Source organism: Spirosoma terrae (genome assembly GCF_010435915.1).
Lineage (GTDB): Bacteria > Bacteroidota > Bacteroidia > Cytophagales > Spirosomataceae > Spirosoma > Spirosoma terrae.
The window spans coordinates 127,244-148,074 of the sequence record NZ_JAAFZH010000008.1 but is presented as its reverse complement, the minus strand read 5'-3'; the positions used below and the strand labels follow the sequence as shown (position 1 = coordinate 148,074).

Annotated in this window: 15 protein-coding genes; 6 read left to right on the top strand and 9 right to left on the bottom strand. The window is 46.7% G+C overall.

Annotation, left to right across the window (positions count from 1 at the left end):
- Nucleotides 1-836: 836 nt before the first annotated feature.
- The 6 genes from GK108_RS18125 (at nucleotide 837) to purQ (ending at nucleotide 7,104) form a co-directional block, all read left to right on the top strand.
- Nucleotides 837-1,688 (top strand): hypothetical protein, encoded by an 852-nt coding sequence (locus GK108_RS18125; protein WP_163951649.1) that lies wholly within the window; start codon nucleotides 837-839, stop codon nucleotides 1,686-1,688.
- Nucleotides 1,689-1,937: 249 nt separating this feature from the next.
- Nucleotides 1,938-3,248, top strand: a complete 1,311-nt coding sequence (ahcY, locus tag GK108_RS18120) for an adenosylhomocysteinase (RefSeq protein WP_163951646.1) — start codon at nucleotides 1,938-1,940, stop codon at nucleotides 3,246-3,248.
- A 193-nt stretch (nucleotides 3,249-3,441) separates the two neighbouring features.
- A complete protein-coding gene (locus tag GK108_RS18115) occupies nucleotides 3,442-4,587 on the top strand; it encodes a hypothetical protein (RefSeq protein ID WP_163951645.1) in 1,146 nt (381 codons plus the stop codon).
- 82 nt (nucleotides 4,588-4,669) lie between these two features.
- The gene (locus tag GK108_RS18110) at nucleotides 4,670-5,410 is read left to right on the top strand and encodes a 5'-nucleotidase C-terminal domain-containing protein (protein WP_163951642.1); all 741 of its coding nucleotides are present in this window, start codon (nucleotides 4,670-4,672) and stop codon (nucleotides 5,408-5,410) included.
- Complete coding sequence (locus GK108_RS18105; protein ID WP_163951640.1) at nucleotides 5,388-6,317, top strand: bifunctional metallophosphatase/5'-nucleotidase; 930 nt, start codon at nucleotides 5,388-5,390, stop codon at nucleotides 6,315-6,317. The genes GK108_RS18110 and GK108_RS18105 overlap by 23 nt, the downstream gene beginning before the upstream one ends.
- Before the next feature lie 100 nt (nucleotides 6,318-6,417).
- Entirely contained in the window at nucleotides 6,418-7,104 is a 687-nt protein-coding gene (gene purQ, locus GK108_RS18100; protein WP_163951876.1) for a phosphoribosylformylglycinamidine synthase subunit PurQ, read from the top strand.
- 115 nt (nucleotides 7,105-7,219) lie between these two features.
- On the opposite strand, the gene GK108_RS18095 is transcribed toward purQ, so the two are convergent.
- From GK108_RS18095 to GK108_RS18055, 9 genes are all read right to left on the bottom strand, one after another.
- Nucleotides 7,220-8,293: a LacI family DNA-binding transcriptional regulator gene (locus GK108_RS18095; protein WP_163951638.1), complete on the bottom strand. Its 1,074-nt coding sequence runs from the start codon at nucleotides 8,291-8,293 to the stop codon at nucleotides 7,220-7,222.
- A gap of 161 nt (nucleotides 8,294-8,454) precedes the next feature.
- Entirely contained in the window at nucleotides 8,455-9,747 is a 1,293-nt protein-coding gene (locus tag GK108_RS18090) for an MFS transporter (RefSeq protein WP_163951636.1), read from the bottom strand.
- Nucleotides 9,737-10,504, bottom strand: a complete 768-nt coding sequence (locus GK108_RS18085; RefSeq protein WP_212592831.1) for a 6-phosphogluconolactonase — start codon at nucleotides 10,502-10,504, stop codon at nucleotides 9,737-9,739. Before GK108_RS18085 ends, GK108_RS18090 begins: the two co-directional genes overlap by 11 nt.
- Before the next feature lie 56 nt (nucleotides 10,505-10,560).
- On the bottom strand, nucleotides 10,561-13,395 hold the full coding sequence (locus tag GK108_RS18080) for a TonB-dependent receptor (RefSeq protein ID WP_163951632.1): 2,835 nt from the start codon (nucleotides 13,393-13,395) through the stop codon (nucleotides 10,561-10,563).
- A 29-nt stretch (nucleotides 13,396-13,424) separates the two neighbouring features.
- Nucleotides 13,425-14,669, bottom strand: a complete 1,245-nt coding sequence (locus GK108_RS18075; protein WP_163951630.1) for a hypothetical protein — start codon at nucleotides 14,667-14,669, stop codon at nucleotides 13,425-13,427.
- On the bottom strand, nucleotides 14,656-17,235 hold the full coding sequence (locus tag GK108_RS18070; RefSeq protein ID WP_163951628.1) for a glycoside hydrolase family 20 zincin-like fold domain-containing protein: 2,580 nt from the start codon (nucleotides 17,233-17,235) through the stop codon (nucleotides 14,656-14,658). The genes GK108_RS18075 and GK108_RS18070 overlap by 14 nt, the downstream gene beginning before the upstream one ends.
- A gap of 69 nt (nucleotides 17,236-17,304) precedes the next feature.
- The gene (locus GK108_RS18065; RefSeq protein WP_163951626.1) at nucleotides 17,305-18,786 is read right to left on the bottom strand and encodes a glycoside hydrolase family 28 protein; all 1,482 of its coding nucleotides are present in this window, start codon (nucleotides 18,784-18,786) and stop codon (nucleotides 17,305-17,307) included.
- A gap of 397 nt (nucleotides 18,787-19,183) precedes the next feature.
- Complete coding sequence (locus tag GK108_RS18060; RefSeq protein WP_163951624.1) at nucleotides 19,184-20,275, bottom strand: alkene reductase; 1,092 nt, start codon at nucleotides 20,273-20,275, stop codon at nucleotides 19,184-19,186.
- Between the two features lie 90 nt (nucleotides 20,276-20,365).
- Nucleotides 20,366-20,635, bottom strand: coding sequence for an ArsR/SmtB family transcription factor (locus tag GK108_RS18055; RefSeq protein WP_163951622.1), 270 nt, complete (start codon nucleotides 20,633-20,635; stop codon nucleotides 20,366-20,368).
- Nucleotides 20,636-20,831 lie beyond the last annotated feature (196 nt).

Below are 20,831 nucleotides of genomic sequence, written 5' to 3'. Positions count from 1 at the left end.
TCATTCATACCCGAAATCGGCTTTAGATTTGTCTCCATAAAAGGCAAATTGATTGAATTAAAATTATCTTTTATGGATGCAGAACAAGTCTATTTCACAAACTAAGAACTCATTTTCATAAAAAATGACTGATAGCTAATCCAGTCCTACTGTGCTGTTTTATGAGCAGATGTAGTCAATTTAATTAGAGTTACCAATCAACTGAATTAACGAATTCGATTATGCCACAATGAGGCTACAATAATCATAAAAATCTAATCAATGAAGTCGATTCCATGTATACTCGCTGGCCTACAGTCTTTTCTAAATCTTTATCATGCAGTCATGCGGCAGCTATCCCAATCCAAGGAAACCAGGCAACAGTTGGGGGAGGTAATTAAGCTAAATGAACTTAGCATACGAAATCGCCTAAATCAGCCCACAAAGTGGAAAGTTGCCGAAATAAAAGCGTTAGCCGCTCATTACAGCCTACCCTACCCAATAGGAGAAAAAGCAGAACGTTGCTTGCTTCAGTTCCAGCAGTTGGTCGACGAACTTGACAAAAAGCCCCGTTGTCGACTGTTAAAACTATGTCAGCTAACAGATCTAAAACTACGGAGCCGAGCCCGTAATGATTGGACAATTGAACAAATACGTCAGCTTTCAGAAGGCTTAAGACAATACCAATAAATCTGTCTGATTGAAGCTTTTTCTCGAACTTCTGCCCTTAATATTCAACTCAATACAGTCCACAATTCCACGCAGGCGATTAGGGAGTCAATACCATTAATCATCTTGGGCAGACGCACTGAGAATATTTTAAGATCACAAACACGCCTGTTCAACCTTCTATCCTAATGAATAAACTAGAAACAGGTCCTGCAGGGCCACTATCCTTTTGCAAGAAAATAAATGATGAGACGGCAACGCCTGTCGTCATTAAGACTTATTCGTTGAAGCCCAAGGTCAAAATGAGTCAGTTGCGAAGAATGGTAAAATCAGTGTGTGGCGATGGATTGGCTGATTTTGAAGAGACGCCTGTATTTTATCGTCAAAAACTAAACGGGAAAAACTACGAGGAAGTTATTCGGGAATTTCACACGCTGTCTACCAATCCAGACTGTTCCGTTCTACATCATCGTATTGATGTATCACAAAGCGTGACCGTAAAGCCCGAACAATGGTATGAGCTTATCCGATTTTTTTTATCCCATTCTTCACAGCTTGATACACCTGTTGCCGTTTTTAATACACCAACCAATAGCCAGCGAATGGATTTAATTCTGCTCGAACAACGAGCGTTTGGCGTGCCAAAATATACCTCGTACGAACGCTGGATTATTAACCAAATGATTAGCATTCGGCTTGGTTTTAGATTAATAAAATTAAATAGTGCAATTCAAGCAATAACTCCTTATCCTAATTGTTTGACTTCGGAAAAAGACTATATCTCGTATATATCGCAGGCAATTCAGACATCATTACTGACCCATCAGCTGGGTACCATTCACGATTTCAAAAATTGGCTAGACGACAGATATGGCATAGAAGTTAGCTTCCAGTCTATTGATCATTATTTTCAGAAGTTGCGTTTCCGATGCAAACATCTCATCTGGATAAAAGCAGAAGCCTTAACGTTTAATAGTCAGAATATTCGCGTTGTTTTGGAGTTCAACCGCATCTTCAAGGCACAACCAGGTATCTGTTAAACCCATAGCAATTAGTGTACAATAAGTCAGGTAGTCAATCTGACACAAGCATTACGATTACAGAACAACAAATTCGTTTCTTCAATATAACATTTACCTGAAAGCCACAACAACCAGAAACTAAAGTATTTCGACTCCAATAGGGATTCTCAGAAGCGATGCTTATTTTTGCATTTTGCTAAGAATTCAACACAAAAGGCGTTAAATCTTACAGACTTATAAGCGCCTTTTGTACTTTACTAAAGCAGTATGCAAACTTCCACGTACGTCCCTTACAAAGTTAAGGACATCGCCCTGGCCGAGTGGGGCCGTAAAGAAATCAAACTGGCCGAAGCTGAAATGCCAGGTTTAATGGCGCTTCGTGCTGAATTCGGCCCGTCGCAACCGCTGAAAGGCGCTCGCATTGCCGGCTGCCTGCACATGACCATCCAAACGGCAGTTCTCATCGAAACCTTAGTTGAGCTAGGTGCCGATGTAACCTGGTCGTCGTGTAATATTTTCTCCACGCAGGATCATGCTGCGGCTGCCATTGCTGCGGCTGGTATTCCAGTTTATGCGTGGAAAGGCATGAACGAAGAAGAGTTTAACTGGTGTATCGAACAGACTCTTTTCTTTGGTGAAGAACGTCAGCCATTGAACATGATTCTTGACGATGGTGGCGACCTGACCAATATGGTTTTCGATGTGTATCCTGAGTTGATTCAGGGTATCAAAGGACTGTCGGAAGAAACGACGACTGGTGTTCACCGCCTGTATGAGCGGATGAAAAACGGTACGTTGCATCTCCCATCGATCAACGTAAACGACTCCGTAACGAAGTCGAAATTCGATAACAAATACGGTTGCCGCGAGTCGCTGGTTGATGCTATTCGCCGGGCAACTGACTTAATGCTGGCTGGTAAAGTTGCTGTTGTAGCCGGTTATGGCGACGTAGGTAAAGGTTCAGCCGAATCGCTACGTGGTGCTGGTTGCCGCGTACTGGTTACCGAGATTGACCCAATCTGTGCGCTGCAGGCTGCGATGGACGGTTACGAAGTGATTACGATGGACGAAGCGGCTACGCGCGCTCAGATTTTCGTAACGGCAACGGGCAACGTCAATATCATTAAAGGTCGCCATTTCAAAGCCATGAAAGATAAGGCCGTTGTTTGTAACATTGGTCACTTCGACAACGAAATCGATATGGCCTGGTTAAATGCAAACTACGGTCATGCCAAGAGCCAGATCAAGCCACAGGTTGACATGTATGAAGTTGACGGCAAGGAAATTATTATCCTGGCCGAAGGTCGTCTGGTAAACTTAGGTTGCGCTATGGGACACCCAAGTTTCGTGATGTCCTGCTCGTTCTCAAACCAGACACTGGCTCAATTGGAGCTTTGGGCAAACTCAGACAAATACGAAAACAAAGTATATGTTCTGCCGAAGAAACTTGATGAGAAAGTAGCCGCTCTTCACCTAGCTCACGTTGGTGCAAAGCTAGAACCACTCGAGCAAGAGCAGGCTGACTATATCGGCGTTGCAGTAGATGGTCCGTTTAAATCGGAAATGTACCGCTACTAGGCCATTCGGGAGATAGCCTAAACTAACCCGCCTTACTCCGTTAGTTTATTGTCTTATCTCCGTTCATAAAAAAGGCGTGACTTCTGCAACGAAGCCACGCCTTTTTTGCGTAAAATTGGTTTGTATTCTAGTTGACAGTCTTAATAAAAGACGCTTATTTGCACCTTTATATTCTACCTTTATTTACTTGACTATGAACCGTTTGCTCTACGTATTGCTGCTATCTCCTCTGCTTACATCGGCACAGGCGACGATCGATACACTACACTGGAGCGCAACACGACGGCTACAACTTTCTGATTTTCGATCACCAACCCATGCGGGTCTGGGAGGCTCCGATTTTCATTACCAATTGAACTACGAAGTTCGGCCCACATCGCTTTGGAGCGAACCCGCCATTGATGCCTACTGCCTGATGTTTCGCAATTTGTCGTGGATATCAGAAACGGCAAAAAACGAACGGACGTTAGCTTACAATCAGGTTCTGTTCGACCTCGTCGAAATTCACGCCCGCCAGATGAAGGCCAAACTGATTGCCCTAAAGGCCGGTCGACATTTTAAGGAACAGGCCAAACAGATAGAGTATTTGACCAACTCTGAGCTAGGGTCTGAAGTCAATCGCTTTCGCAGCGAAACCGGCGGGGGCGACGATGTTCAGATCCTACAAACCTGGCAAAAGCAGGTCATACAGCGGCTCTATGAAATCCCGGATCTGGTCACTACGTACCATTCGTCTAAAGTCGGCTTTGGTGTCTTTTTTGGAGGAGGTGGTGCCTTACCCACGGGTTCTTTATATCAAACCCTGAGTCCACCCGTTGGTCTGTCAATGGGCATTGAAATCGCACTTCGGAGAACCATGCTGCTCGTACAGCCAACCGACTTTAATGCTCAGATTACCCAAACGTTTACTCATCAAGGCCAGTCCTGGGAAGACGGCATGCGGGTTAAGCCGGGCATGCTTGAAATAGGTGTTGGTCATTGGCTTTATGACTCACCACGCTACCGCATAATTCCATACGTCGGTTATCGTTTACTCGATTTGTCGCCCCGTGATCGCTTCGACGAGCGTTACAAAGGGTTGTCATTAATTAATCATGCCCCCACAGTAGGGCTCATTGTCGATTATAAGCTCGGCGATAATACGGAGAAAGCTGATTTATCGCACGATAGCTTTTGGTTTGTTCGCACTAAGCTATCGTTCAGCCCGCTTGTAGGAGCCGATCCACTGTCAGGCGGCTTACTGAATCTACAAATTGGATTAGGTGGCTTTGGGCGCATCCGGAAAGTTTCTTACAAACCTGATCGCACGGTGCTCCCCTTATCCACTAGCGGATTCTAGTACGTAGCAAACAACGTAGTGAAATGGTTTATAACGTTTTATTAACGCACCATTGCCCAGAGTTTGCGAACTTGCGGATATTATGAAAAAATACCTTCTGTTACTGGCCCTGGCTACATTGTCGGCCTGTAACCCTGGCTATCATCTGACAAACCGTACGTCCAATCGAATTGGGGTCGATTCGCTGACCGCTACTACCGATAGTAGCATGGCTAACTTTTTGAAACCCTATCGGCAGGGGCTCGACAAAAGTATGAACGAGGTACTGGCCCGTTCAACCGGACGTATTGAAAAAGGTAAACCCGACGCTCCTCTGAACGATTTGCTGACCGATGCCCTTCTGAAACAAGGTAGCGAGAAGTACGGCAAACCCATCGATTGCTCGCACCTCAACTACGGCGGCATACGTAGTAACTTACCCGAAGGTACTATTACAACAGGGTCAATTTTCGAAGTCATGCCTTTTGATAACCAGCTAATTGTATTAACCGTTACTGGTGCGATGCTACAGGAATTGATGAATCATTTTGCCCAGAAAAATGAACTGGTTATGGGTGGTCTGCGGGCTAAAATTCATAATGGCGCTGTGCAGGACGTAACGTTTACCAACGGACGTACACTCAAGCCTAACGAAACCTATACCGTTCTTCTTAGCGACTATGTTGCCAATGGTGGCGATGACGCCGGTTTTCTGAAAAATCCCGTCCGAAACGAGAACATCAACTATCTGATGCGTGATGCACTGATTGATTATTTCCGACAAGTGGGAAAAACCGGCCAACCTATTAACCCTGTATCTGATGGACGTATTAGCATCGAATAGACGACAATTTCTAAAATTTCTCGGTACCGCAGCGGTTGTCGGTTCGGTAACTCCAGATGTACTAGCCGCTGTCCAACAAGGACCTAAAACAACGTCCGTAACCATACTGCATACCAACGACGTACATAGCCGTTTAGACCCCTTCCCGATGGATGGCAGTCGGAACGCCGGAAAAGGCGGAGTAGCCCGCCGTGCTACACTTATTCAGACAATCAGACAGGAGCAAGCGAACGTATTGCTATTCGATGCTGGCGATATTTTTCAGGGCACTCCCTATTTCAACCTTTACAAAGGCGAACCTGAAATCCTGGCCATGAATCGGTTGGGCTACGATGCGGGAACACTGGGCAATCATGATTTTGATGGCGGCATCGATAATATGGTTACTCAGTTTGGCAAAGCGAGCTTCCCGATCCTGATCGCCAACTATGACTTCAAAAATACAGTTATGGACGGCCGGACAATACCGTTCAAGCTCTTTGAAAAAGGCGGTGTGCGCATCGGAGTTTTTGGCTTAGGTATTCAACCAGAAGGCTTAATTCCAAGAGCTGCCTATAAAGAGACCAAGTATCTGGACCCGATAGAGATCGGAAACGACATAGCGGCCAAGCTACGTATCGACAAAAAATGTGACTACGTAATTTGCCTGTCGCACTTAGGCTTTAAATACACGGAGCCAATCGTTTCCGACAACGTATTAGCGGCCAAGACACGTAACATCGATCTAATTATTGGCGGGCATACCCACACGTTTCTTGACGCACCGGTAGCAGTCAATAATCTCGATGGTCAACCAGTCTGGATCAATCAGGTGGGCTTTGCCGGAATCAATCTGGGACGTATTGATCTGGCTTTCGATAAAGGGAAAGCGGTATCTAGTACCGGAAAGTCCGTGGAAGTAAAGTAAAGTTCGTACCTTTGTAAAAAGCGAAAGCGCTTACGCAGGAATGCAGGCACAGCTCACAGCTATTCTTTCGCTTCATCACTCTTTCGCTCTGTCAATCGCTATGAAATTTGGCGTTGTTGTTTTTCCCGGCTCTAACTGCGATCAGGATGCCGTTGATACGCTGGAATTAATGGGTCAGGAAGTTGTTAAGCTCTGGCATAAAGATCACGATCTACAAGGCTGCGACTTCATTATGCTCCCAGGTGGTTTTTCGTACGGCGATTATCTGCGCACAGGAGCCGTAGCTCGTTTTTCACCCATCATGAATGAAGTGATCGCCCACGCAAATCGGGGTGGTTACCTGATGGGAATTTGTAACGGTTTCCAGATTCTGGCCGAAGCACGGCTGGTGCCGGGCGTTTTGTTACGTAATGCCAATCAGCAATACGTCTGTAAAAACGTTTATCTGACTCCGCAATCGCCGGACGCCCTTCTGACAGCCGGGCTCGATCGGCCTGCCTATAAAATTCCGATGGCACACGGCGAAGGTCGTTATTTTGCCGATGCCGACACACTCAAGGAACTAAACGATAACGGTCAGGTTCTATTCCGTTATTGCGACGAAACCGGAGCCATTACCGATGCTGCCAATCCAAACGGTAGTCTGGAAAATATTGCTGGCGTAACTAATAAAGGCAAAAATGTTTTCGGCATGATGCCGCACCCAGAACGCGCAGCCGATCCACTGCTGGGTAACACCGACGGCCGACTGATTCTTGATCAGATTTTGAAAGCCGTTTTAGTATAAGCAACGTAGCATTCACCAAAAAAGCGAGATCGTCAGACGATCTCGCTTTTTTGGTGGACGTAACAACCTCCAGACGTAGCGTAGCAAGCTTACTAAAAGAATTGCCCGGTGCTTTTTAATTGCGGTAGTACCGATAATTGGCGCTGGTGACAATATCAATCGGTATCAGATAATCCTCTTTAACCGTGGATGAAAAAATCAGGTGTTGAAAAAGCGACATAACGCCCCGATAACCCTGCTCCTGCGGCTTTTCACAAATTAGAAAGTTGATAACTTCTTTTTTCAGGTATTCGATATTCTTCTCAAGATAATCGTAACCGATCAACAGAATATCGCTCCGTCCTATCGATTCCAGCCATTCAGCAACCAAGGCAACCCGTGAATTCGTCACATAAATAATACCGATCTGCGACTCCCGTTCCAGGATGGAATGGAGACGGGTGGCTACTGCGGGATAATCGGTATCGGTTGTATTTAACGGTACAACCAGCTCTTCAGTGAGTTTTTCTCTGAAATAGGCCATAAACCCCTCTTCTTTCCGATAAATAGCCGCGTTACTCTCAATCTCCTTGGCGATATTAACGATAAGTACTTTCTGATTGTCTTTCAGGCAATAATGAACCAGCTGGGCCGATAGGTATCCACTATCGAACAGCTCAGGGCCGATGTAACAAAGCCGCTCCTGATCAGGAATATCGGAGTTCATCAGCACACAGGGGATCTTCTTCTTTTTACAATATTTGAGCAGGATGATCGACTCTTTTTCAAACGTTGGTGTGATCAATACGCCATCGGGTCGGGCTTCGATAATACGTTGGATCTGTTCAGCGAATACAGACTGCAGGTTCTGATCAAAGAAATAAATATCCAGGTGGACGCCATACTGCCTGATCTCGCCCTCCGCTTTGGTGATACCTTCCAGTGGCGCTTTCCAGTATTCAGTCTCCTCCGAAATACCGGGCAGCAACACAGCCAGACGTAACGTTCCTCTCGAAGCCAACGCCAGGCGACTAGCCAGAACATTAGGCTGGTAGTTAAGCTCCTTAATAATAGCCTCGATTTTATCCCTCGTTTTGAGAGCAACCCCCGCCCGGTTATGGATCACCCGATCAACAGTACCCCGTGAGACATTAGCCAGCCGGGCAATTTCCTTAACACCGGAAGTCAGATTATTTTCTTTATCTTCCACAAGTCGAAAGAGTGGTGATTAAGGATCAAATATAAACAAACCGTTGGCCATTTCTGCCTACCAAAGTCAACCGAAAAATGGGTTAAGTAGAGCCTCCCTTGTCGCCTTTCCATGATCGAATATGACCAGGATCAGGAAGTGGGTTGCTACGTAGTTAGGCTTTAAACAACAACAGGCTTCATGTTCGGAGTAAGCCAAAGTATGGTGAGCCAGGCGATGAGATACGACACGCCACAAACCACGAAAATGATATTATACCCAGCCACTAAATTTCCCGCTGCTTTATAAAAATCAAGGGTAAAACCGATGAAAAGTGGAAAAAGGACGCCCCCAATCGCACCCGCCATGCCACCAATACCAATTACCGAGCTGACCGCACTCTTGGGAAGCATATCCGATACGATGGTATAAATGTTAGAACTCCATCCGGCATTGCCGGCAACGGCCAGACTGATCAACGCTACGGCCGCCCACATATCTGTTACGAAACGAGCGCCAATGATCGGCACCACGCAAAGTGCGGAAATCAGCAAAGCGCCCTTTCGCGACCGGGATACCGTCCAGCCATTTTTGATAAACCAGGACGAAAGCAACCCACCGCCGATTGCTCCGACCGTTGCCGCAGAATACACAATCACCAGCGGTAGTCCCGGCTTTTTCAGGTCCAGATTAAACGTAGTATTAAAATACGACGGCAACCAGAAAAGGAAAAAATACCAGATCGGGTCGGTCAGGAATTTCCCCAGAATGAACGACCAGGTCGGTTTGAGGGTAAACAACTTCGTCCACGCGACCTTTTCGGCTGGTACATCCTGCGATTCGGCAACCGTATCGTCTATCCGAATGTATTCCAGCTCTTTAGCCGAAAGCTTCGGATGTTTTTCGGGCTGCTGATAGATGAGCCGCCACGCGATGAGCCAGAGAAAACCAATCGCGCCCGTAATCAAAAAGGCCGCCTGCCAGCCATAAACGCCCAGCAACCAGGGTACAAGAATGGGGGCAACGCAGGCTCCAATATTGGAGCCCGAGTCGAAAATCCCCGTGGCTAATGCTCTTTCCCGCTTCGGAAACCATTCTGTTACCGTTTTGACAGCCGCCGGGAAATTACCGGATTCGCCAATCCCCAGCAAAGCCCTTGCCAGGCCAAAACCGAACGTACCACTCACCAGAGCGTGCCCCATAGCGGCAATGCTCCAGATAGTTACCGAAATCGTATAGCCCGTTTTAGCGCCAATCCTGTCTACGACCCTGCCGAAAACCACTAACCCAATGGCGTAGGTAGCCGTAAAGGCCATCACTATATAGCTGTAATCCTGCTCAGACCAGTTGTATTCCGTTTCGATCACAGGTTTTAGCAGTCCTAAAACCTGGCGGTCGAGATAATTGATAGTCGTGGCGAAAAAGAGCAGTGTACATATAGTCCACCTGTAATGGCCAATTGAGCTAGTTGACATGTTCGATGACTCCTTTTACACTGTCCTCATCCAGAAACAGAACAGCATTCTGTAAAGTACGTAAAATGGTAGAAGGATATCGAACCGAAATGTCGTCTACCAGCGTATGCTGTACCGCTTCCAGCTTGGAAGAGCCGGGAACCATGCAGAAAACCGCTTTCGCTTTCAGGAGAGCTGGCACTGTGAGCGTATAGGCATATTCGGGCACCTGACTAAGTGTAGCAAAACACCCTTCATTGACCTGCTGCTGCCGACTTGCTACGTGCAATTTCACCACTTTGACCAGCTTATTATCATTAAAATCAGCCTCGTATGGATCATTGAATGCCAGATGCGTGTTTTCGCCAATTCCCATACAGGTAATATCGGTCGGATACTGACGTAGTAACGATGAATAGCGCTCGCATTCTGCCTCCGTATCGTCCACGTTCCCATTAAGTCTGAACACGTTCGCAAAAGGCACTTTCGTAAAAATCCGTTCCCCTAAAAAATGGCTGAAATGTTCGGGGGCTCCTTCGGGAAGACCAATGTATTCGTCCATGTGAAACGCATTGACGCGCGTCCAATCCACATTGTGCGTAATCAGCTTTGCCAGAAACTCGTTTTGGGAAGCGGCAGCAGCAAAAATGATGTTCACCATTTCCTGCTCCTCCTGTAACGTATTGATTTGCTGGGCTACCATTTGCGCAGCGTCCTCACCCAGCTCTTCTCTGTTTTTAAATACCTTAATTCGCAGTTTACCTGCGGTCCCATTCATTACAACCGACATCGAATGTGCATTTAATGTTAACTTTTACCTACTACCTGCTTCTTTTAGAAGCGAATTTTTACGCCCGCACGCCCCCAGAAAGAATAGAACTGATTTTGATATATGCGCGACCGTTCGCCGAAATAATCGATTTGCGGAGCTTTAGTCAGGTTTTGAGCCTCGATGTAAAGAGAAATCTTGTCGGTAAGACGATAAGACGAATTGGCATCGATCTGAACCCGCTTATTACGAATTACATCGGTTGCATCCTGATCGCCTAACAGCACGGTATAAGCACCGTTGTAGTTCAGATTACCCTGGATCGTGAATTTCTTGTGGCTAAAAGCAAGCGATCCATTGGCAGTGTGATCGGCCTGACCTGGAAGTCTGAGATTCTTGCGGAACTGAGCATCGGCATTGGAGTTCGTATAGGTATAATTGGCCATAACCGAAAGGCCTTTCAATAGACCCGGCAGGAACGTGAGGTTAGCCTGTACGTTCAATTCGATCCCGAACACATCGGCGGTATTTCCATTCAATGTTCTAAACCATCTCCATCCTGTGTAGCGATCAGCGCCTGGGAATTCGTTTCCTGCGAGCGCAAACACACTGTTGTACTGAAACTTGTCGATTTTTTTGTAAAACAAACCGCCCGAAATAATCCCGAGGTTGTTGAGGTATTTTTCATACATCAAGTCAACATTAGTGGCAAAGGCAGGTTGCAGATCGGGGTTTCCGTCCGTGATGGTTTCGCCGAGAATGCTGATCAGACGACCAGGCACGAGATCCACAAAATTAGGGCGTGAATAACCATACGTCAGCGCAGCGCGAACAAGCGACGATTTGTCCAGATCATATTTAAACTGGATGTTCGGCAATGCTTTCAGATAACTGTTACGTTTCTGGTTCGGGGAAGTAGACGTCCAGGTACCATTCGCATCCGTTTCAACAATGTTTCCCTTGTAGTCGACCTCGGTCTGTTCGAGTCTTAACCCGACCAGCAGCATGAGCTTATTAAACTGAATACGATTCATGACGTAAGCCGACGACACGGTCTCGAATGCGTCGTAGTAGTAGGAATCAATGCTATTGCGAGTAGCAGGCACATTGATAGGGAAAAGACTTGTGCCTAGATTGTTATCCAGAAAGCTGATCGTTTTATCCTTGTCAACACCCAGACCGAAGTTGGTATGACCATCTAATAGATCATCGGATATTTCGGGCGAGCCAGCGAAATTGGTGAGATTTCCGGCAGCAGCAGCCCCTGCATACGTTGTCACAATGGTTTCATCGGGGCGGAAACGCTTGTTATGCATGCGCTTCATTTTTACCCCTGCCTTAAAGAAAGCTGAATTGTTACCGATCTGATACGGTACGCTTGCATTGAGTCGGGCCGTAAAATTGGTTCCATTGGTCGTCCACCAATCCCGTTCTACAGTGTTGTACGTATAGAGCGATGCATTGTTTTTCCAGTCAGTGCCGTATGCTTCCAGGTAATCCGTGCTGATGTCGGAGATGGCCAGCGGAATATTGCCCGTAATGAAGTTATAGATACCCGATCTGTTGACAAACTGCGATTTGTTCATAAAAACACCCGCATCCAGCTTTACTGAGCCAACAACCGTTTCGCCCTGAATATTGAAGTTAAGATTACTGTTATCTTCCGTAGCCGCCTTTATTTCGTTATACCCTCTTCCCCGTGAATTGGTGTATTCGCCATTTTCACCCAAAACGTTACGTGCCGTTTGCATTCGCGTCCGCTTCCGGTAGCGGGTCAGCTCGTTGAAGTGGTTGCTATACATGAAGTTGGCAACAATGTTAGTAGTAGGACTAAAATTGTAGTCTATCGTAGCTGACGTACCGATACGTGTCCGTTCGTTTTCTACGTATAACAGCCGGATATCGGTCGGGAAATAGATATCTCCTTTTCCGTAATTATTCTTCTCCCACACCTGCGCCCGTAACTCATCGTAACCGTTTTTAGTCCTGTAAAAACTACCCGTTGCAATAACGCCCAGTTTCCCGTTCGGGCTCTTGTCATTGGCAAAAAAACGTTTTCCCCAGGAAGCATTGCCAATTCCATTGAGGTTACTGCGCAGATTATTATACCCACCTCCCAAATCCAGGGCAAAACGGGAAGTAAGTGACGTAGCCGTAGGGGTTTTCATATTCACGGCTCCGGCAATGGCGTCGCCATCCTGGTCGGGGGTGAGCGTTTTTACCACTTCCATCGATGAGAGTACATTAATAGGAATGACATCTAGCTGCGCATTTCGAGAACCATCTTCCTGCGTTCCCATAATTTGCTCGCCGTTTACGTTGATATTCGTAAAATTACCGGGTGTGCCGCGCATCTGAACCGTAGAGCCCTCCCCGCTACTATTGCGACCGATGGTTACGCCCGGTAGACGCTGCAACGATTCCGCTACGTTCAAATCTGGGTAGCGGCCCATTACATCGGCAGAAATGACCTGCTTAATATTATCTGAGTTCCGTTGCTGGTTCAACGCTTTTCGCTGTCCTTCGAGGATAGCCGTTACGGTAACTTCGTTCAGGGTCTGGTCAGACGCTTTGAGTTTAGCATTCAGAAAAACGGTTTTCCCGGCATTGACGGTTACGGTCAGCACCTGAGACTGAAAGCCCATATAGCCAACCGTAACCGTCTGGTTGCCCGAAGGCACGCCCAACATCTCATAATTCCCGGCAATATCCGTAACAGCACCAAGGTTTGTACCCTTAATATAGATGGAAGCACCCGGCAGTATTTCACCGTTGACACCGGTAATCTGCCCTTTGATGTTGCCATTGCTGTGTTGCGCAAAACTGTAAGAACCTGACAGACACAGCAGACCTGCCAATAAAAGCACGAGGGTGTAATAGCTCATGGACAATTTTTTCATAGAGAATAGAAAGCAAGTGGGTTGGAGGTTTAGTTGAATTTGTAGCCGATGTAATCGACCAGGAAGCGAAGGGCAAAAATGCTCCCGGTGTCGCGCTGCGTGAGCCAGACTTTCCCTTTTCGGGACCGGGTACGGGTTTCCAGCACGGCACCGCGCAGGTTCGGATCTGGATGATTTTGGGCGTATCGATTTTTTAACAACCAGCTGGCCGACCGTTCGATATTGGCGTCGAATTGTTTATAGCCGTTCTGGTGAAGCTGTATCCAGACTATTCCCGCCAGAGCAGAAGCCGAACCCGTCACAGAACCCTTGTCAGGCTGTCGGCCATTGAGGTAGTTGTCGTAGTAAATTGTCCCGTCGCTTTGCTGCGCCTTGGCAAAAACAGCTGCGGTACGGGCTGCCGCATCCAGGTATTTTTTATCTTTCGTTAACTGAAACGCCTGGATCAGCGATTCGGCATACCAGAGCGAAAAACGTGGGTGAAAAGAAGAGGCTTCTACGGAGTTAGGCATAAAGCTCATCCAAACGCCCTCCGGCCCCTGCTTCTCGATGAGGCTATTGCAGAGATTGATAAAAGCCTCCTTGAATTTTGTATCACCCGAAAACTCGAATGCATCTTTAAACAGCCAGCCTTCCGTGTTAGGGCGTGATACGTCGAACAGGGTTTGTTCTTTTTTATTCTTCCAGAAGGGGCTGCTTTCTTTCAGTACTTCGCCCGTTTTGGCATCGATATTATCGTAACAAATGCCCTTGTTGGCATCATACATATTTTTCATCATCCAGTAGGCCGCCGACGTAGCGACTTTGGCATATTTTGGATTTTTGGTTACCCGCGACAACTCGTAGATACCCGGCGTACCGTCCGACACGGTCGCAAACACAATGAAGTCCTCACCAATTGAGTCACCGTGGCGGGCGTCCACCATACCTTTCAGTACTGGATGATCTTTAATTTCCAGCCCAACCCAATAATTTCCACCTCGTATGGCAGCATCCAGGTAGGTCTTCTTACCCGTTTGCTTATAAGCGGCCAACAGCGCATTCACGGCCTGTCCAGTATGCCAGGGCACTTCGTATTCAAACCACTTCCCTTCTGTCAGGTTGTAGTCACAACGCGACCGGCCCATCTCGTCCATCATCGGTCCAGAAACGTATTGCGCGATCTGATCCACGGCCAGGATATAGTCTTCATTTTTGGCCTGTCCCAGCGCTACATTCGTCCAGAGTGAGAAAAGTAGGTATAAAAACAAGTGACGCGGGTTATTCCACTTCATAGGTTTTATTTTTTGAATTCGTCTGATACTTGTGTTTGGTGTTGACGACCTCTACGTCATCGCCCAGCCGCATGCTGAACAGCCAGGGCAGGCCTGCCTGCTGGGGAATCTTTAACAGAAATAAATGGGTGCCTTTGCTAAGCGGTGTTTCTATTCTCTGTTCTATAGCCGTTTTTCCATTACCGGAAATCACCGCTATTTTCTGACCATCACAAAAGACCTCTGTACCGTTAGTGGCCGTTACAAACACTTCATTCAGAGCCTTGCCATTTACAGTCAATGTGCAATACGCATACCCAACCGCCGAATCAGTTTTTTCAAAGTAATCGGCCAAATCGATCATGCCCCCGTTTTTAGAGGCAAACTTATGCCAGCGGTAATTTTCCCCCTGATAAGTGGCTATCCCTCCCGGAATTGGGGGCTTGTTATATTCCTTATTTTCTGAATAAAGAAACGCGGGAACGGTTCCTTTCTCTGCGGACGGAAACGGTCCGCTCAACAGCCAAAACGAGAAATAAGTATGTGGGGTTTGACGAATATCAAAAGCTATCTCACCTGGCGTGGGGATACTTCCTGTTCCCGTAGCAATTTTTCGTAAGGCCGTCTCAAGCTGAGTAAGGGCAGCGGTTTTAACGTCATAACCCGCCATAATCACATCGAGCCAGTACAACTGATTCTCGCGCAGCCAGGCTTTTTTGAAATTGCTCTGAACACGCACGTATCGTTCCCGCAACTGTCTGATCGCATTGGCCGATTGCAAAACCTGCTTGCGTACCTCCGCCGGTTTAGCTAACAAAGCCTGCCGGTAACGATCGGCTTCTTCAGCCAGAATCTGGCGAGAATCCATAATCAACGTATACTGAGCAATGGAATGAGCCAGTGTCTGGCTATCATTTATATTGAACTGGGGGTTTGCCTTTTCCAGCAGCGCGGCTGCTTCTGCCAGAATCTTTTTTGCTTCGGGTACCGACGTATTGTTTATCCACAACGACTTGCCTTTGTCCGGCAAAAGCTCCTGCTGCCAGATCACGTCATTCATATTGTAGGTCAATGGCAGGCTCCTTAATTCCAGTAATTTAAAAACAGATTGTACGTAGTTCGTATTCACGGTACCATAGGCTGTAGAACTGTACCGGACATCGAAACTGGCTTCATTTCGGGCGGATAGGTCCCAGCTTTTTTCGGCTGCCGCATACACCCCATACCAATCGCCCGAAAAAAGATAGGCCCCGCCATCGTCCCATAACGTAGTGAATACGCCCGTAGCCCCCTGAGCTTTACCTGCTTCCACAAATCCTTTGATGTTGGCTTTGGCCATGACCATATCAGGAAACATCCGGTAGGAATTCAGTATACCCGGACAGACCATAAACTCTAGCCCCCGGCTGGCAAACGGCCTGATCCAGCGATCGTAGTTTTTGGCATCGCCGTATTCCCATGTGAGATAAATAACGTCTTTGGGCAGCATATCCATAATCGTTTCGTGCTGCAATGCTACGTCTCCCCACATCATCATCTTTTTGTTGTGCTTTTTTAAAACACCGTACAAAAAGTTAAGATGGTCGGCATAAAACCGGTCGGCACCAATGCTGTCAATGTACTGCTTCGACTTCCCCTTGTTCAGGTCAAACGTTTCGTCGCAATTCACATTGAACCAGGGTGCATTAAAGGCCGTGCACAGCTCCCCTATTACGTCGCTCAGAAATTGTCTGGCTTTAGGGTCGAGTGGTGAAATCAGCGAGTTTGTCTCGCCCATGGATTGGTATTGCGGTAGTGCCAGAATCTTCTCAAAATGCCCGAAAGACTGGAATCCGCCAATCAGTTTTACGTGAAATTTTTCCGCATAAGCTGATAATTCTTTAATCTGGGCAATCGTGAGTTTGCCATTTTTGGGTGCAAAATCAGGATGGGAAAGCGGCTGCACTACGTGTTCAATGTAAAATGACAGGTAGTTGATTTTCAACTCGGCAAGCCGGGCAATCTGCTTTTTAGCGTAATCAATGGTCGAGATAGGCCCACGGCTGATGTCGTCAAAGATGACACGGGTAGCAAAAGCAGGCCAGTCGGCAATGAAAATTTCCTGTCCCCAATTCGCACGGGTTAATTGCCGCAAGGTCTGCAAACCATAAAAAAGCCCCGTATCGGTATTGGCAGCAATCGTTATTTTACCAGCTTTCGCCTGCAACAGATAGCCCTCATTGCCGATGCTGTCGCGGTAGGCTTTTGCTTTGGCTACGAATGCCCGGTCATTGGCTGGCAGGTTTTTCATCAAAACCAATTCCAGCACTGGGCCGGGCTTACTAACTGTAGTGCTTAGTTCAGAAACAGATTCATTCCAATGCGTTTTCAGCTGCTGTAGTTGTGCTGAACTCACACCATTGGCTAGCCAATTCATTCTCACAGAGTATGAAAAGGGCGCTAATGTATCGCTCACAACCTGCGGAAAAGGGAGTACGGGTAGTAGGCCCCCTGCTTTATTTCCCCCCCAAAGCCCAGCTGCTGTTTCTAAGCTAACCAGCCCAAAAAACAATAACGTACCAGCAAAAGTCAATAAGCGAATCTTCATCAGAATTTTAGATGCATTTACAGGTCCTCTAACGCTATGCTATATACGTATTCTATAATCAGGTAATTTTCATTTCAACAGAGCCTTCACATTTACTGATTTGGCGTCTTTCTTCAAAAAATCAGGCAACCGAAACTGATGTGCTTTAGCCGTGATAGTACCTTGCTCACTTCCGGCAACGACCGCCAGCGTCTTAGTGGCTGGATCAACATCAATATCCTCAACCGAAAAGGATCGGGTATCGGTTAAATACATCACCGGACGCTGATCGGCTTTCACGCAGGCTATACGAATACCAGACATGTTCAGGCCAGTTACATGGCGGATAAAAAAGCCATAGGCGGGAAGATTGCCAAACATGGTTGCTTCAGGATAGCTATCGACCAACTCATCAATTTTTCGCGACATATCAGCCGTTACTCCCCCGCCCGCGAATTCGATCTGAATATTACGAAGCGTGATATTGTCAATAGTAGCGCCGGGAATACCGGAAATTGCACAGCCAGTCATGCCCGCACCGGATGCTACTACGTTAGAAATGTTAACATTGCGAAGTTTACCTATCGGTGGCGCATCGGCGGTTTCAATGTGTTTGCGCGCCCGGTTGCCTAGTCTGACAAACAGGGGCACTTCGGCACCATCAATAACCAGATTATTGACCGTAATGTGTTCCATCACTCCTCCATCGACAATTTCCATAGCCAGCCCGCTGATACCTCCTGGCTTGCCATAGATGGTCTGCTGCTGAGCCGAACGCTTAATAACGCAATTGGAAATAGAGATATTACGGAATCCACCAACCGACTCCGTACCGAATTTGATCGCGCTGCAATGGCTGCTCAATACGCAGTTAGTAATGGTAATATGCTCAGAAACAAGCGGTGATGTACTTTTAATCGTAATCCCATCATCGTCAGAATCGCCTATAACATTGGAAATCGTAACCTGACTGCAGCCATCGATATCCATCATGTCGTTATTCTTGTTCGAGTGGTTCCAGATATGGATGCCATCGATGCGTACGTTGCGGCATCCCAGATAATGTTGCATCCAGAACGCGGAGTTACGTAATGACACGCCAACCACCGTAACATTTTCGCAACCCGCAAACCAGAGGAGGTAAGGCCTGTTCCGGTATCGGTCTGGCTTCTTTAGCGTGTTGGTAACAAACTTCCCACCCTGTCCATCAATCGTACCCGTACCTTCTATCGTTACGTTCTGCTGGTTTTTACAGAAAATCAATGCCTGCTTTGCCCAGTCTTCGCCGTAAAAACGAATGCCGGAATTCTGGTAAGGATAAAAAGAGGCATTGGGTTGTCCCAGCAACGTAGCACCTGCTGCCAGATGGAGGGTTACATTACTTTTGAGAATAAGCGTTCCGGTAAGAAAGGTTCCTTTAGGAATGTAGACGGTCCCTCCTGCACGACTACATGAATCGATTGCCTTCTGAATAAAACCAGTGTTATCGGTTGTGCTATCCCCTGCCGCTCCGAAAGTCCGTACATCATAGAATTGAGCTTTAACGTCTGCCCCTACGATTGCCAGTAACACGAGCAACAGTCCGAGCTTTCGCTGCCCAGTCTGTATCAACGCAGTAGTAATGAACGAACAAAAACGGTAAAACGGACTATTCATTTGACTATACTTATAACAACTTCGTGCACGTGCACGAAAAATTAGAACAAAAATTGGCTTAAGGTTAAGCCAGATCACTCCTTATTGAACATCAGGGATATAACAAACCGTGCACGTGCACAAAATTAGGATAAAAATTATACCAGCCAAATTATTCATTCTTTTTTTGGTAAAATATAGGACTTTCGCTTAAAGGATAATTGACCAACTCATGTCTCAAGTAGTAGGAGAGCAATATTGTCCGCGAAACGTAACGTTCATTAAAAAAGCGAGATCGCCCAGACCTCGCTTTTTTAATGAACATACCAGACTGTTAAGCGTTAGCAGCTTCAAGCACAGGATAGTCGGTATATCCTTTCTCGCCAGGTGTGTACAATGTTGTATAATCAGGCTGATTCAACTCAGCGCCTGTTTTCAACCGTTCAACAAAGTCAGGATTGGCGAGTATAGGTCGGCCAAAAGCAATCAGATCAGCAACCCCGCTTTCCAGAGCAGCTTCAGCCTGTTGGGCATCGTAGCCGCCACTCAAAATAAGCGTACCTGTATAAGCCTCGCGAATGGCCTTCACAATTTGTTCCGGTACTGCCGGTGCTCCCATCGACGTATGATCGACAAGGTGTACATACACCACCCCGATTTCATTCAGTTTGCGGGCAATATATGCATAGGTTTCATCGACCTCAGTATACGGCTTAATATCGTTGAATACGCCATAAGGCGATAATCTAACGCCTACTTTATCCAGGCCAATAGCCTGCCCCGCAGCTTCAGCAATTTCAAGCAGGAACCGGCTGCGATTTTCAATATTACCGCCGTATTCGTCGGTACGTTGGTTGGAGTCAGGACTGATAAATTGTTCGATCAGATAGCCATTTGCACCGTGCAGTTCAACCCCGTCAAAACCAGCATCTATTGCATTTATAGAGGCTTGTACAAATTCCTGAATCGTTTTTCTGACTTCATCGGCTGTCAGCGCCCGCGGAGTCGGATGTGGAGCCATGCCCTCTTCCGTGAAGATTTCACCGGCAGCAGCCAGGGCCGATGGTGCAACTACTTCGGCATTATCGCCCAAATGAAGCGAGTGCCCAATACGTCCAGTATGCATCAGTTGAGCAAAAATCTTACCTCCTTTCGCATGTACGGCAGCCGTTACTTTTTTCCAGGCTTCTACCTGAAGCGCATTATGGATACCAGGAATACGAGCGTACCCTTCTCCATTAGGCGATGGGCCAACGCCTTCGCTAATAATCAGGCCTACCGATGCGCGTTGTGCGTAGTAAGTTGCCATGATGTCGGTCGGAATATGATCCGCGGTGGCCCGGTTGCGAGTCATCGGGGCCATAACAACGTGGTTCTGTAGGGTAAGGCTACCCAACTTTGCTTCTGTGAACAGTTTCTGTGCCATAATGAATGAAGCGTAACAATGATCAGATTGATTACGGCCAGAAAACACAACCAAATATTTAAAAGTTTAAATGTATTTGACTAAATTTTTTCAAGTCAATTTTTCAATAAAGTCGGACAGTTGCTGAATACAGGTTTTGTTCAGTGAAAGATGGACATTACGCCCCTCTTTTTTCGAATCGACCAAACCACTGTCTGTCAGAAGCTTAACATGATGCGATACGCAAGGTTGCGACAAGCCCGTAAGCTCCTGCACGTCGGTCGACGTCAGGCTACCTTTACGCGATAATTCCAGCAAAATAGCCAACCGGTATTTATCAGAAATAGCGCCGGTGGCTTTCTCAACAAAGCGATTTTCCATGTACGTTACGATAAGACGTATTACAAAATTAGCAAATTATAGATCAATAAGGTATTAAGAGCTTCAGTTGAAAAGAGGATCAGGCCCTCTTTTCAACTGAAGCTCTCACAAAGAGTAGTTCACAAATTCCGATAACGTAATCTCTGTGAGAAAATCCGTTTCGCGTAGGTTTTTATCCGTTTTGCGTAGGTGATTC